This is a genomic window from Nitrobacter hamburgensis X14 (genome assembly GCF_000013885.1).
Taxonomy (GTDB): domain Bacteria; phylum Pseudomonadota; class Alphaproteobacteria; order Rhizobiales; family Xanthobacteraceae; genus Nitrobacter; species Nitrobacter hamburgensis.
This window is the reverse complement of the sequence record NC_007960.1, coordinates 117266-130847: the sequence shown is the minus strand read 5'-3', so window position 1 is coordinate 130847 and position 13582 is coordinate 117266. Positions and strand designations below refer to the sequence as shown.

The window sequence follows — 13582 nt, the reverse complement described above, 5'->3', positions numbered from 1 at the left end:
CCCGCCGATCGACGGCGGGGCCGGACTGTTCGCTCAGTCGCGGTTCGGACGAGACCAGATGAGCGAGTGGCCTTCCTCGCCTTCCACCTCGACCAGCGTGGCGTAAATCGGAGCCGGGAAGCTCGGGTCGTCCAGCTTGACCGAGAGGTAGTCTCGGTTCTGCTCCTGGGACTTCTTCTTCCACGCGGCGCCGAACTCGATGGTGCCCGCGAAGATCCGGTAGTCCGGGGCCTTGTCCGAGCTGCGCTCGGCCGGGACGATCTTCGCCTTCACGGTGCCGAGGGCGAGGGTCTTGACGGTGCCGACGAAGCCGTTGCCGTTGACGGTGAAGTTGCCGATGGTAGCCATGTTCGTGCTCTCTTTCGTTTCTCGGGCCGCGACCATCGCGACCTCGATGGCAGTCGTTGACCGAAGGCGATCGGGCTGCACCCGAAGGGCCGCAACGCAGTGGAGGGCGGCCAGGGCGAGGCTTTCTTGTCTCGCGAGGAATGGACGCGAAGCGGCCAGGGGAAGAAAGCTGAGAACGGCCGTTGCGGTCTTGAGAGCGAGACGGAGCGCAGCGACGACGGCCTTCGGTTAGACATGCCAAATCGAGGACGCATTGGGCGCGTCAGGCCGAACGATGCGGACACGACTGAGCGACAGGCACGCCACACCGCATGGCGACGGTCCCGGGCACGATGAAAGAGACTCGCATACACACCGCTGAAGGGTTCTCCGGCCCAGCCATCACAAGAGAGCCCGGACGGCAGATCGGGAGGCACCAGGACTCGGCCGCGGCGGGAAGACCGTCGGCCTAGGACAGCCCGACAGATCGGACAGCCTGGCGACACGTACCCACCTGATCTCGCCGGCACGGCTCGGCCAGGTGGCGGGAAGGACCACCATCTCCGGTCGACGGCATACGCATGACGATGCACGCAATAAGGCGGCCCCGCCGCACGGCGGGGCCTTATTGATCTCGAGAAAAATGAACGATCAAGCACACGCGACCAACGCGCGGAGCGCTAGCGCTTCATGCTGCTTCGTCGATCTCGGCCGGCTTCGGTTGAAGATCGTGCAGGTAGGCGACAGCGCGCTGCGCGAGCGCGGCCGCGCTGAAGATGAAACGCTTGTCGTTGGACAGGACCTCCAACCACGACGCCAGGTAGCTCGCGTGATCGGCGCGCGGCTCGAGTTCCGGCACAATGCCGAGATCGGCGCTGAGGAAACATGCGCCAAGTTCCGCCACGAGTTCTTCGCGGGCGCGTTCGCTGCGATCCTTCGCATAGCGGCTGAGATCGCGATTGGCGCGATGCGCCGGCGCAGTCCAATGTACACATTCATGTGCGAGCGTGGCGGCGTAGCTCTCGGCATCGCGGAAACTTTCAAACGGCGGCATCTGAATGAGGTCGAGCGACGGGGCGAAGAACGCCTTGTCGCCGCCGTGCCGGATGGTCGCGTCGGTGTTGGCGAAGAAGGCGTCCACCTGCGCGAGACGCTGCGCCGGCGCGATGCTCGGAGCCGGACGCCCATAATAGTGATCCGGCAGATTCTCGATCTGATCGACGCAGAACACCGTATAGGCGCGCAGGAATGGAATGGCGCGTTCGACTTCGTCGCCATGCTCATCGGTCTCGGTCTTGGTGATCTTGTTGGCATAGACCACCATCGTTCCGCTCTCGCCTTTGCGGACGTGACCGCCGAGTTCGAGTGACTGCTTGAAGGTCATCCAGATCGGCGACGTGAAGCCGCGCGCGACCGCTTCCGACCAGAGCAGCACGACGTTGATGCCCTGATAGGGCATGCCGTTGTGGCGTAGCGGCCGCGTGATGCGTCCAGCCGCGTTGGCTGCGTTCCATGGCTTGACCCAGGGACGGACACCGCGTTCGAGATCGGCAACGATGCGATCGGTGATGCGCGCGTAAATGTCGGCGCGCGGGTTGTCTTCCTTCCTGCTCATTTCCAGGACCTCCGTTTCGAAGGCCGCGCCAGTCGCGGCCCCTCGCGGGGGGGCGCAGCGGCGGATAAGGCGCTCGCGCACCCGACAGGGCCGCAGCGCAGCGGAGGACGGCGAAGCCGTTGCGCGTGCGCACATCCGCCGCAGGACCACGGACCGGGAGGGGCCGACTGGCGCGATGCGTGGTTCTTATTTTGCTTGATTCCGCCAGCGACAAAAAAGGGCCGGTCTTACGACCGGCCCACGAAGTTGCGACGTCGAAAAGGCGGGGCTGAAGCCCCGCCGTGACGGCTACTCGAAAGCCGCCATCTGGGCCACGGCCGCCTTCTTGGTGACGGTTTCACCGGCGTGTTCGATCTGCCGCTCGAAGGGCTTCCAGGCCTCGCCGATAACCTGCTCGTAGGCCGCGACGGCGCCCTCGGCCGCCATGCGGAGTGCGTGTGCCTGCAGGCCCATGTCGGCGGCGAACTCGCGCTTGCGCTGCGACTGGCTGTCGAAGCCGACCGGACCGTCAAGATCCTCGTCGCGCAGGTCGTTGGCGAGCTTGGCGGTCGCGTCGCGCGCCTCGGTTACGGCGCGTGAGTAGAACTGGCCAGCGCCGTGGGCAGAGCCAACATAGGAGCCGACGATGCGCTGCAGATGGATTTCCATCGCACGGTCGCTGAGCCCGTCCTTGAGGGCGTCGGCGGTCTCGACGATGAGCCGTTCGTGCAGGTCGCGGATGCCGTCGCTGTCGAGGATCGCGAGGCCGAAGCTCTCGGAGATGCGGAGCGCCTGGGCGGAGTCTGGGCAGGCGAGGCGGACCATTTCGAGGGTCGTGGCGCGGCGAAGCGGGATGACGCGGGCGGAGGCGCGAGGGGAACGGGCGGTCTTGGTCATGATGAGATCCTTTCTCGGTTTCGCCTTGGGAAGTGATCGGGCCCTTGGCCGTCACCCCCTCGGGTGCGGTCGACCGGAACCGGCTTCAGCGGTCCGCTTCAGGGGGCGGTGGCTGCCAAGGCGAGCATGGGCGGGTTGCGGACGAGCGGGCCTTCAGGCCTGCGAAGGACGCGGCCCCCCATGACGAGACGGCGGCCGCCGCTCGCTTGCGACTTGCCCTTGAAGCGGACCGCGGCCGGTTCAGACCGCAGCACAAATCGAGGGGGTGACGGCCAAGGGCTGGGCTGCGGCCAAAACCGTGAGAGGTCGTGTCAGACCGGCGAGCCCTCCTCGTCAGCACCAAGCGTTCGCACGTTCCGTTCGCACCCTGAAGAGCCCGGCGCTTCCGCTGCTGACCTCCATGCAGCGTAAGCGTGTTGGCGCGACCGAAACTCGGCAATCGCCTGGTCCTGCCGTTCGAGCTTGCGCGTGAGGGCGTCGATCTCGACGCGACGGGCCAGCGTGAGCTCCGCGACATGCTCCTGAAACAGCCGCTCATCGGCGTTTGTCCAGTTCGATGCGCCACGGCCGTGGTGCCGGCGCTTCGCCCGATCGGTGATCGTCAGACGTTCGGCGCGTGCTGCGATCTGACGCTCGATGATGCCGAGATGGCGCTGCGTCTCGGCTTGCGCGACTTCCATGCGCGCGAGCAGGACGCGTCGTTCCGGGAGCTCGTTCATCGCACCGTCCCCGTGGGCCATAACGGGAAGGCCGACACGCCCGGCATGTAGTCATCGGAGAACGAGACCCCGGCGATGGATGATGCAATGTCGTCACCGGCGATCGCCCAGTCGATAAGCGCTGAATTGCTGCCGGCATGTTTGTGCATATCCGGCGTCAAGATGCCATTGAGCGCGTCGGCGATGGCGCTCTCGGGACGATGATGCGCCTGCACGAGGAGATTCACGGCGACAAGGTAGGCCTTCATGACTGAATCTCCTTTCTGTCGGCGTCGACCGGGTAAGGTTGCGGCGCGTGGATAGACAGACGCACGGCGCGCTTCCAGGCTTCGGAACCGGTAAAATGCCGTCTGAGGCGGGGATGCCAGACGACGAGGATGGGCGTCGCGCCGTCCTCGTCGGTGGCCGTGCGCCAGCCGAAGGCTTTGGCGATGAGGCGCCAAGGCATGGGTCACCTCCATCCGACGAAGTTGGAAGGACCGCCGTAGAGTCGGTGGCGCGCCTCATTGATCACGAAGCCAAATCGGCCGAGGTGATATTCGTCGGACGGCACGAGATAGCGCCGCTGCTCGGCCGCACGGCGATCGCCGCCGAGCGTGGCGACGCATTCTGTCATGCCACGATGGTGATCGGAGCGGATCGCCGAGATCACGATCCAGTCGGAGGCATGATCTCGCTCGAAGGCCTGGCGATCCTTCTCGTGAGATTCTCCCGGCAGAAGTGGACGTCCGTGAATCGTCTCCCAGGCGTCGGGATACCAGTCGCGGATGGTTTGATCGGCGCAACGCCGTTCGAAGTCGGTGAACAATTCCGGAAACGCTTGCGCGACAGTCGCCCACGCGCAATCCTCTTCGTACCAGCCGCCACGCGCGCGAAAGGCAGGGTGTACCTTTGCATTGCGCGCGGCATCGAGATGAAAGCCGCCGTGTCCGGCGGTTGAGTGAGAGACGACGCCGTCCGCGTAGACGGTTACGCATTGCGAAGCGCCCCACGGCGTGTTCGCCCCGCTGCGGATTTCTCGACGCCCGAGGGCGGCGCGCTGGCGCTGGTGCTCGGCATTCTCATGGACGCGGGCGCGGAAAGCGGCTTCGTCCGCGAGTTCGCCGCCATGACCGTAGAAATCGCCGCGTGACCATTCTTCCATCGGCCGCGACAGCCGCCAGGCGGAGGCGAGATAATACCGGTCGTTTCTGGCTGGCATCATCGCGAAGGCGTTGTCGCGGATCTTGGCGACGAGAAGACCGTCATGGGTTCGGGTAAACAAAACCCCCGCCGCGGCGGGGGTGGGATGGTTGGCCTGATCACAGGTCCGAGGCGCGGTCATGCCGCCCTCCCTTCGCCAGAGCCTGCCGCCGTATCGTCATCGATGACCTCGTCGAGCACGGCATCGGAATAGCGATGCGAGGCGAGCCAGGCTTGCGCCGCCGCGCGATCGGCTGCGAGGTGGAGGAGCTCGGCGCGCCCACCAGTGCGATCAAGAACACGCACCATCCCGGGCGCCGGCCGTTCCACGATGGTGAATGCCAATGGCGAACCCACGGAAAAGGTCTTGAAGACCTTGAGCACCACGACGCCGGCGCTGCCGAAGTCGCCCTGGTGCAGAGTGAAACTCGCCGGTGTCGTGTGGTTGCCGATTGTGTGGGACTCGGCTTTGCGGACGAGACGTCCGACATTGTTGTTGCTCTCCCAGGCCGCAAGTTTGTTCTTGAATCGCTGCGGCGGCCGCGGCGTGCCATCCGAATAGCGGATGAGCGCGCCGATCGGCGCTTGGTCATAGATCGATTGCGCGGACATGATGTCCTCCTGTCGGTGATGGAGAAACAGAACCGCCGCCGGCTGGGGGCCGGCGGCGGGGATCGTTGGAAAAGGCAAGACAGCCGTTATTCGGCGGCCTCGGCGAAGCCAGCGGGCGTGTCGTCGTCCGCCCCTGTGTCCTCGGCCTGGGCGTCGGACTCGTCCGACGGTCCATCGCGTTCATCGTCCGGATCGGTGTCGCCGGAGAAGCGTCCAACCCACGCCGTGACGGTCTCGAGCGGCGGGGCGAACAGCGCGCTCGGATGAACGAACTGGCCATCGGCGAAGTGCTTCACCAGCTCGGCCCTGGTGTCCTTGACTCGAGGGCGAGGCAGGACGGACGTTCCCGCGCAGGCGCCCTCGAGCGCGGAACGCGAGAGGCAGGACAGAAATTCCTCCGTGCCCATGTTCGGCAGGAAGGCGTCCGCGCCGATCGCTTCGCCGGCGATGCGCGCGATGACGCCGCTGTCCGAGCGGTTCTCACGGCACGAAAGCACATCGCTCAGGACGGACCGGGCGACCTGGTGCAGGGTCTCCCGGTCGAAGTCGAGCTTGCCCTCTTGCGAGATGAGCCGAACGACGTGCCGCTCGACCCGTGCATGGCCGTAGGGATTGTCCGATGCACCCGAGGCGATGCTGACGTTCTGACCGGCGAAGGCCAGAACGAGCAGGGCAAGAAGAGTGTCCTCCTCGATGGGCGCACGGCCGAGCGCTTCGTGCAGCGCATCGGTGCGAATGTCGCCGATCATCTCGCACCCCTTGCGCGTCACGTCTGGCCTTGGCTTCGCCACCGCGGCTGCGTCGTCGCTTTCGGCCGGGGCGCCCTTGGTCTTCTTGTCCGGCTTCGGGACCCGATAGGCGACCGTCTCGACCTTGCCACTGCGGTCGAGATACATGCCGACGTGGTCGGATTTGCCAGGCTTGCCATACACGCGCTCGGCCTTCGCCGGCAGTTTCGGCTGGCCCCATTCGTTGACCTCGATGATGGCGCCACGCTTCGGCAGATGATTGGCCATCCATTCGTGCTGGGCGCCGAGAAAGGCCTCGACATCGGTCGTGTACCGGCTGTCCTCGTTAGCCGGCGCGAACAGGTCCTCCTGCCAGACGATGCCGTAGGCTTTGGCGAGATCATCGTCGAAGCTCGCGTCACGCGCATACATGCGGGTGCGTGTCAGAGCGCGCGCGACCTCGCTCCAGGAGACGGTCGGCTGTCCCTTCTTGGGCTTATGCTTCTTCCAGACCTCGCCCTGTTCCTCGTCGGCCGCGGCCGCGATAATGCGGAGCTGCTGCTCGCTCGGCATGTCCCCGCGAGCCATTTGGTCGAGCATCGCCGGCAGGACGTTCGCCAGGAGTCGCAGCTTGCGGACCTGACGCACGGACTGGGCGAGCGCGATGGCGATCGATTCCTCGGTCCAGCCGAGCCCGACCAGCCGCTCGATCGAACGCCACAGGTCGACCGGGTTCATGCCCTCGCGCGCAACGTTCTCGACGAGGGCACGGAGTGCATCCTTGTCCGTCTCGGGATCGGCGACGAGCACTTCGATCTCGGCGAGATCCGCGGCGATCGCCTGGGAGACGCGACGATGGCCATACTGGATGTAAAAGCTGTTGCCGCCGTCCTGCTGCGGCGAGATGATCGGCGGCTGCACGATGCCAACCGCCTTGATCGTCGCCAGCAAGAGTGCGTCGGCCTGCGGTGTCGCTGGCGTGCGTCGGGTCGGATCCGGATTGGGCTTAAGCGCGCGCGGATCGACTGTCATCAGTCTCATGGTATTTCTCCATTTCGGGGTTGCGGACCGCAGCTTTCCGGCGGTCCCTCTCTCGTCTTCTTCTCGAAGACCCCCTCCAGCCCGCAGGGCGGGCGGGGCGGCGCAACTGCCGGCGAGCATCCCTGCCCGGCAGGCGGGAGCGGGGTGCTTCAGCGCCCTGCGAGCGCGCCGTGGCCGGGATCGCGAGGCGGTCGGTTGAGCGTCAGCGGCGCCACGCCGATCGCTCTGCGAAAGGCTTGTTCAACCCCTCATGCGGCGATGCGTTTTGCCACTCCCGGCTTTTCCTTTTCCCCTTCGGCGCCGCTCGCGGCGAGATCTGCCTCGAGCGCGACCAACGCCTCGCGCTTGAGGCCAAGTTCAGCGTCAAAGGCGAAAGCTTCACCGACCCGAGCGGAAAACGTCGCGCGCCGTTTTTGTGCGTCGAGCAGACGACGACGGTAGGTCTCCTGCTCGCCGTGGAAGTTTGAGAGCGCATGCTCCAGCCTCGCAACCGCGCCCAGGGGTGACACCGTCATTGAAAGCTCAATCTCGAAGACCGCTCCTGTTCGCTGAAGCATGGTGGTGTAGGTGTAACCGTCGTGGCCGAGGCGTTGCCCCTCGAACCTGAGTTCGAACCCGCCGATCGATGCGATTGCGATGTCGCCGTCGTGCTGGAGCTGCACGAGTGTCAGGACCTCCTGCATCACAGCGCGACCCGCGAGCTTGCGCTCGGCGAAATGCTGGCCCTTGACCGACATGGCAAAGGTATCGCCGGCGGTCGGAATGAACCTCTCGATGTCCTGCCCGACTTCGCCGATCCGGCGCGTAGCAAGTTCGATCTCACGCCCGGCGTCGCGAATCTGTCGACGAATGGCGTGCTGATCGTCGATATGGGCGGCGCGCAGCCGCTCGAGACGGGCGATCTCGGCTTCGAGTCCCGCCTTCTGCATGAGGCGCGGATCGCCGGATGCGATCGCCTTGGCCATGGCGAACTGGTTGGCCTGTCCCTCGCCGAGGTCCTCTAGCCGGCGCACGCTGGTGTCGCCCGACAGCGCGGCGGCTATGAATCGAGCCTTCCGCTCGTTGTTTTGCCACATGGTGGCGTCGAGCGAGCCGAGCGTCGCATAAGCAAAGACGTCGACCTCGTCGTGCTGATTGCCCTGGCGCACGATCCGGCCCTCGCGCTGCTCGATTTGCGACGGAAGCCACGGAACGTCGAGATGATGCAACGCCTTGAGACGGAGCTGCACGTTGACGCCGGTGCCCATCGTATCGGACGAGCCGAGTAGAATGCGCACCTTGCCGGCGTTGAAGTCGTTGAACAGGCGCTGCTTCGCCTCGGACTTCTTGTGGTCCTGCATGTAGGCGATCTCGGGCGCTGGCACACCGAGCCGCACGAGCTCGTTGCGGATCCAGCGGTAGGCCGAGAAGCCGCGCGAGGCTTCGACCGAGATCGTGCCAAGGTCGGAAAAGATGAGTTGGCCCGCGCCGGGTTTCTCGAAGGGCTGGCCGTCCTTGAGCCGGAAGGTGTGGTGGCCAGTCTCCTGCCAGACCCGGAACGCGTTGGCGATGAGGGCGTTGAGCTTGTTGCCCTCTTCGTTGTCCTGCGTCGAGTCGACGAGACGCAGGTCGATCGCCGCGTGGCGGCCGTCGGTGATGACGGAGAGCAGGATGTCGTCGCCTGGCTCTGGCGCGCGGTCGCGCTCCTCGATCGCGGTGATACGCTCGTCGAGGAGTCGCTGATAGGCCTTGAAGGCCGCCGTCGGCTGGGCCGTGATGATCTGCCGCTTGCCGCTGGCAATCGTCGGCACCTTGACGAATGCGCGCAAGTCATCCGGCAGCACCACGTCCGCGAAGGAGCGGAACATGGCGATGAGTTCCGGCACGTTGACGAATTGCGCGAAGCGCGTGACCGGGCGGTACTTGCCCGACGGCTGCAGCTCGAGTTCGGTCGAGGTATCGCCGAAGGTGGACGCCCACGCATCGAATTCGTGCAGGCCGCGCACCTCGAGCGCCGCGCGATCCATCAACCGCTGCACTGTAAACATTTCGCCGAGTGTGTTGGTGATCGGCGTGCCGGAGGCGAGCACGAGCGCCCGGCCGGGATTCTTCATATCGATGAAGCGCGATTTGACGTAGAGGTCCCACGCGCGCTGCGAGCCGTTCGGGTCGACGCCACGCAACGACGTCATATTCGTGGCGAACGAGAGCTTGCGGAATTCCTGCGCCTCGTCGACGATGATCTGGTCGACACCGATCTCCGAGATGGTCAGGAGGTCGTCCTTGCGCGAAGCCAGCGCCTCGAGCCGTTCCTTGTGGCCCTCCTTCATGCGCTCGACGCGCTTGCGCGATAGCCGATCCTGCGAATCGATCCGCGTCAGCAGTTCCTCATAGGCCTCGAGTTCGTCCTGCAGTATCTGCTGCTCGAAGACGGACGGGACGGGGATGAACTTGAAAGCGGAATGGGTGATGATGATCGCGTCCCAATTCGCGGTCGCGGCCCGCGACAGGAAACGATGGCGCTTCTCCTTCACGAAGTTCGTCTCGTCAGCGACGAGGATGCGGGCGTTCGGGTAGAGCGCGAGAAATTCGCGAGCTGCCTGCGCCAAACAATGGCCCGGCACGACGAGCATCGCCTTGTTGATCAGGCCGAGCCGGCGCTGCTCCATGATCGCGGCCGCGATCGAGAGGGTCTTGCCGGCGCCGACGGCATGGGCGACGTAGGTCGCGCCCGAGGCAATGATGCGCCAGATGACGCGCTTCTGGTGCCCATAAAGAGAAAAAGCGCCAGAGGCGCCCGGAAGCTGGAGATGCGATCCGTCGAAATGACGGGGCACGATGTTGTTGAACGTGTCGTTATAGAGCCGGGCCAGCCGGTCGGTACGGTCGGGGTCGGCCCAGATCCAGCCTTGGAACGCGGTCTTGATCTTCTGGAGCTTCTCCTTCGCTGCCTCGGTGTCGACCGTGTTGAGAATGCGCCGCTCGCTGTCGCCATCCTTCACGATGTCGAAGATCTGCGGGACGGACGAGTTGAGGGCGTCCGAGAGAAGCTCGGCGGCGTGGCGACGATGCGTGCCCCATTCCGTGGTCCCCGCCGCCGTCCACGACAACTGTCGGGCGTTCACCGTCCAGCACGCGAGCTCGGGCGTGTGGTGGATGGTGATGTCGGCTTCCATCGTCTCCTTGACGAAGGCGATGATGTCGGTGGCCGGAATCCATGGAGCGCCGAGACGCGCGGTGATGTCGGACGGCTTGAGGTCCGCGGGCTGGACGCGTTCCAATGCGGCGGCGTTGCGCGCAAAGATCGGATCGAGTTTGGCGGCTGCCTGCGCGGCCACAAGCTTCGAGCGCACCGCGCCGGAGAGATAGGCGTCCGCGGTCTGCCAGGCACCGGTCTCAGGGTCGCGAAAGATCGCGTCGCCGAGTTCGGCGATTACGTCGTCGCTTTCGCGATGGAGGAGCTCAGCGACGTGGTCGGGATCGACGGCACCACGCTCGTTGAGCACGACGGCCAGGGCGTCGATTGCCGAAGTGATGATCGGCGCAGGGGGCGGAGCGATAACCCGCTCGGTGAAGATAGGCCCCGGCTTTGCGGTGTCGGTTTCGAGGTCGTAATCCTCGATCGACGCAACGAGCCAGCAGTCGGGATCGTCCGTGAAGGGAGCGAGGTTCGGTCGCCGGTGCGTCTCGCGCACCTCGCCGGTCTCGTCGTCCTCGGTCGACGAAACGACCGTGGTGTTGATCGGCCCGAAGTTGCGCACGAAGCTCGACCAGGCGATCCTTAAACGCACCTGCGCCTGCTTCCAGGGCTGATCGGTCTCCTGGCATTTGAGGATTTCACGAACGGCGTCGCGGATCGGGATGAGCTTGCGAATGATGCGGGCGTGTTTCTCGAAGATGCCATCGGTCGAACGGCCCTTTCTGACCGTGATGGTCACCGCCACGCCGTCGACTACCTGCATGAGGGCGCCATTCGTTCCGACGAAATAGCTGCCCTCGCGAACGGCAGAGGCCTGCGGTTCGCGGCCCGTGGCGGCGGACGGCTCGGCGTGATCGGAACGGACCGCCTCCGGCTCGCCGTCGTAGACTGCTTCCGGAAGCTGGAGGACGGCGGCGGTGAGCGCGGTCTCGAGATCGCTCCCCACGCGCGATAGACAGGTATAAGTCTCGTCGGGCCCGTAGACGCCGCGCCGCAGCGCATGCTCACCGAGGACCATGTCGGGACGTTCGGCAAAATACCGATTGACCCGGATTGCGCCCTCGTCCTCCGTTGCCGCGCGGACCTCGGACAGGTCGAGCCACGCGTCGTTCGCAACGGTCTCCCCATTCCGGCGCTTTCGGAAAAACAGGATATCGACGACGACGTCGGTGCCTGCGTCGGCGCGGAAGCTGGCTTCGGGCAGGCGAATCGCACCGAGGAGATCGGCCATCGCCGCGATCTGCTCTCGCGCCGTGGCGTCGGCTTTGTCCAACGTGCCGTGCGATGTCACGAACGCGGCGATGCCGCCGGGTTTCAGCCGGTCGATGGCCTTTACGATGAAGTAGTCGTGGAGCCGCAGGCCAAGCGAGCGGAACGCGCGGTCGCTGCGCACGGTGCGATCGGAGAAGGGCGGATTGCCGATCGCGAGATCGAAATGCTGCTTCAGGCTGCTGCGTGCGAAGTCCTCGTTCACGATCATCGCACGCGGCTGCAACAACTTGGCGATCCGCGTTGTGATCGGATCGAGCTCGACGCCGGTGACATGGCTGACGTCGCGAAGTGCCTTCGGCATCAGCGCAGGAAACAAACCCGTTCCGATGCCGGGCTCGAGAACCCGGCCGCCGCGAAAGCCGAGGCGCAAAGCGCCCGCCCACACAGCACGAGCGATATATTCCGGCGTGAAGTGAGCATACTGGGTGCAACGGGCGAGAGAGGCGTAGTCGGCCGTGCCGACAAGCTCCACGAGCTGTTGCCCAATCACTTCCCAGCCTTTGCGGAATCCATCCTCGCCGGGGCGGCGAAACACGCCGTTGGCGAGCTCCGAAGCGCCGAAGCCTGTGAAACGGATGAGTTGCGCCTGCTCGTCGGACGTGGCCGGGTGTTGTTCGGCTTCGAGGTCCGCTGCGAGACGGATAGCGACCAGATTGTCGCGCGCGCGGTCGCGCCAGGAGGCCGCCAGGCCCCGGCTATCGGCGAGATAGAAGTTCTCGCCTGCGACACGCGCGGTTTCCGACTGAACGACTGTCATAGGAGAGATGGCGGGCGAGGATGGTGAAGACGGATCGCGATCCGGGTCTTCACCTTCAACGGACGTCGCAAACGCCGTGACGCCGAGACCGAGGCCCGACGACAGGGAGGTGTTGTTGAAGAGATCAAGCGTGAATGGGTCTTTCTGCGTCATGACGATGAAGTCCTGCTGTTCGGGCGCGCGACGTCGTCCTGCCGTCGGGAACAGCGGGCTGATGACGAGGCTCGCGATGAGGGGAGAGGGGGTCTGAGCGCGCTCAGAGCCGGAAGGTGAGGACGAGTTCCTGGTGCCTTTGGTGGCAACCAAGCATTTCGCGATAGAAGCGCTTGCGCGCTTCTCTCATCGCCGCGCCGCGGCGATGTTTCCTGGCGATGCGGGTGTTCGCGGCCCGCACGACATCGCGCCATGACGCGAAGACATGGACGCGAAGACGGTCGTAGGCTCCCTGCATGGGACTGCTCCCTTGCTCAGGCGGCGACCGCGTCGGGCAGGTGGCGCAGATGTACTGGCAGTTTCGCCGAAATCTCCGCCTCGGTCAGGTCTCCGAGCAGCTTCAGCACCGTGCCCAGCGGGCCGCCATAAAGGAGCACCGTGCGCTTGCCGCGCAGATGCACCGCCCAGCGTTCACTGGCGTAGCCGCGATAATCATCATGGGTGCTCGACCAGATATGCTCGAGGCGCTCTTCGCGCGTCATGGCGCGGATCGGCCGGCACTCGCGATCGACGATCACCTGCTTCATGCACTCAGGCGATCGGCGATCGGAAAGATCGCAATAGCCGTGGAAGAAGCGCTTGCGGCCGTCGATCCAGAGCGCGAAGAAGACGCTCGTGACATTGCCGGTCATGAATTCGCGCATCGCGAACATGTCGGTGCGCATCCACAGCGGCGGCAGGATCTCGAGCATGTAGTCATGCTCGCGCTCGGCGATTTCGAACCACTCGCCGGCGAAGAGGTGCTGGGCATCGCCTTCGGCCACCGCCGGATCGCCGCGATGGCGGTTGAACATGCGATACATGTCGGGACGCGTGGCGACGCCTTCGAAGATCTTGCGGATGGTGGGTGAGGTGTGCATCGGCGGCTCCTTTCAGCCTGGCCGGGCCGAAGCGCGAGCGATCCGCCTGATCTCCTCATCACTTCAGTCCTTCGTCACACCTCTCCGGCGGCCGCCTCTCCGGTCCGGCGGGTCAAGGGCCGCGGCACGCGGGCGCAGCGCACCCTTGACGCGTCGGCCGGGCATGCGGCAGCGATTTCATGTTCCTTCGTTCTTTCCCTAT

At 65.2% G+C, this 13582-nt stretch carries 12 protein-coding genes; all 12 read right to left on the bottom strand.

Annotated elements, in window-relative coordinates; translation table 11 throughout:
- Positions 1-33: 33 nt before the first annotated feature.
- A complete protein-coding gene (locus NHAM_RS22875) occupies positions 34-384 on the bottom strand; it encodes a DUF736 domain-containing protein (RefSeq protein ID WP_011505080.1) in 351 nt (116 codons plus the stop codon).
- A 631-nt stretch (positions 385-1015) separates the two neighbouring features.
- Complete coding sequence (locus tag NHAM_RS22870) at positions 1016-1942, bottom strand: ArdC family protein (protein ID WP_011505081.1); 927 nt, start codon at positions 1940-1942, stop codon at positions 1016-1018.
- 288 nt (positions 1943-2230) lie between these two features.
- On the bottom strand, positions 2231-2818 hold the full coding sequence (locus tag NHAM_RS22865) for a hypothetical protein (RefSeq protein WP_011505082.1): 588 nt from the start codon (positions 2816-2818) through the stop codon (positions 2231-2233).
- Between the two features lie 311 nt (positions 2819-3129).
- Positions 3130-3537 (bottom strand): hypothetical protein, encoded by a 408-nt coding sequence (locus NHAM_RS22855; protein ID WP_011505083.1) that lies wholly within the window; start codon positions 3535-3537, stop codon positions 3130-3132.
- A complete protein-coding gene (locus NHAM_RS22850; protein ID WP_041359664.1) occupies positions 3534-3785 on the bottom strand; it encodes a hypothetical protein in 252 nt (83 codons plus the stop codon). Before NHAM_RS22850 ends, NHAM_RS22855 begins: the two co-directional genes overlap by 4 nt.
- Positions 3782-3985, bottom strand: a complete 204-nt coding sequence (locus NHAM_RS22845) for a hypothetical protein (protein WP_041359661.1) — start codon at positions 3983-3985, stop codon at positions 3782-3784. Before NHAM_RS22845 ends, NHAM_RS22850 begins: the two co-directional genes overlap by 4 nt.
- Before the next feature lie 3 nt (positions 3986-3988).
- A complete protein-coding gene (locus tag NHAM_RS22840) occupies positions 3989-4861 on the bottom strand; it encodes a DUF7007 domain-containing protein (RefSeq protein ID WP_011505085.1) in 873 nt (290 codons plus the stop codon).
- Positions 4858-5331 carry a hypothetical protein gene (locus NHAM_RS22835; protein WP_011505086.1) on the bottom strand — a complete coding sequence of 158 codons (474 nt, stop codon included), beginning with the start codon at positions 5329-5331 and terminating at the stop codon, positions 4858-4860. Before NHAM_RS22835 ends, NHAM_RS22840 begins: the two co-directional genes overlap by 4 nt.
- Before the next feature lie 86 nt (positions 5332-5417).
- Positions 5418-7100 carry a ParB N-terminal domain-containing protein gene (locus NHAM_RS22830; protein WP_011505087.1) on the bottom strand — a complete coding sequence of 561 codons (1683 nt, stop codon included), beginning with the start codon at positions 7098-7100 and terminating at the stop codon, positions 5418-5420.
- A 248-nt stretch (positions 7101-7348) separates the two neighbouring features.
- On the bottom strand, positions 7349-12460 hold the full coding sequence (locus NHAM_RS22825) for a helicase-related protein (RefSeq protein WP_011505088.1): 5112 nt from the start codon (positions 12458-12460) through the stop codon (positions 7349-7351).
- A gap of 103 nt (positions 12461-12563) precedes the next feature.
- Complete coding sequence (locus NHAM_RS22820; protein WP_011505089.1) at positions 12564-12758, bottom strand: hypothetical protein; 195 nt, start codon at positions 12756-12758, stop codon at positions 12564-12566.
- A gap of 16 nt (positions 12759-12774) precedes the next feature.
- Entirely contained in the window at positions 12775-13380 is a 606-nt protein-coding gene (locus tag NHAM_RS22815) for a DUF1419 domain-containing protein (protein ID WP_011505090.1), read from the bottom strand.
- Between the last annotated feature and the right edge of the window lie 202 nt (positions 13381-13582).

What these genes read in the sequence shown, in the direction of transcription:
- NHAM_RS22830 (WP_011505087.1), bottom strand. Translation starts at nt 7,100, where the DNA reads ATGAGACTGATGACAGTCGATCCGCGCGCGCTTAAGCCCAATCCGGAT.
- NHAM_RS22855 (WP_011505083.1), bottom strand. Translation starts at nt 3,537, where the DNA reads ATGAACGAGCTCCCGGAACGACGCGTCCTGCTCGCGCGCATGGAAGTC.
- NHAM_RS22875 (WP_011505080.1), bottom strand. Translation starts at nt 384, where the DNA reads ATGGTCGCGGCCCGAGAAACGAAAGAGAGCACGAACATGGCTACCATC.
- NHAM_RS22840 (WP_011505085.1), bottom strand. Translation starts at nt 4,861, where the DNA reads ATGACCGCGCCTCGGACCTGTGATCAGGCCAACCATCCCACCCCCGCC.
- NHAM_RS22865 (WP_011505082.1), bottom strand. Translation starts at nt 2,818, where the DNA reads ATGACCAAGACCGCCCGTTCCCCTCGCGCCTCCGCCCGCGTCATCCCG.
- NHAM_RS22850 (WP_041359664.1), bottom strand. Translation starts at nt 3,785, where the DNA reads ATGAAGGCCTACCTTGTCGCCGTGAATCTCCTCGTGCAGGCGCATCAT.
- NHAM_RS22825 (WP_011505088.1), bottom strand. Translation starts at nt 12,460, where the DNA reads ATGACGCAGAAAGACCCATTCACGCTTGATCTCTTCAACAACACCTCC.
- NHAM_RS22845 (WP_041359661.1), bottom strand. Translation starts at nt 3,985, where the DNA reads ATGCCTTGGCGCCTCATCGCCAAAGCCTTCGGCTGGCGCACGGCCACC.
- NHAM_RS22820 (WP_011505089.1), bottom strand. Translation starts at nt 12,758, where the DNA reads ATGCAGGGAGCCTACGACCGTCTTCGCGTCCATGTCTTCGCGTCATGG.
- NHAM_RS22835 (WP_011505086.1), bottom strand. Translation starts at nt 5,331, where the DNA reads ATGTCCGCGCAATCGATCTATGACCAAGCGCCGATCGGCGCGCTCATC.
- NHAM_RS22870 (WP_011505081.1), bottom strand. Translation starts at nt 1,942, where the DNA reads ATGAGCAGGAAGGAAGACAACCCGCGCGCCGACATTTACGCGCGCATC.
- NHAM_RS22815 (WP_011505090.1), bottom strand. Translation starts at nt 13,380, where the DNA reads ATGCACACCTCACCCACCATCCGCAAGATCTTCGAAGGCGTCGCCACG.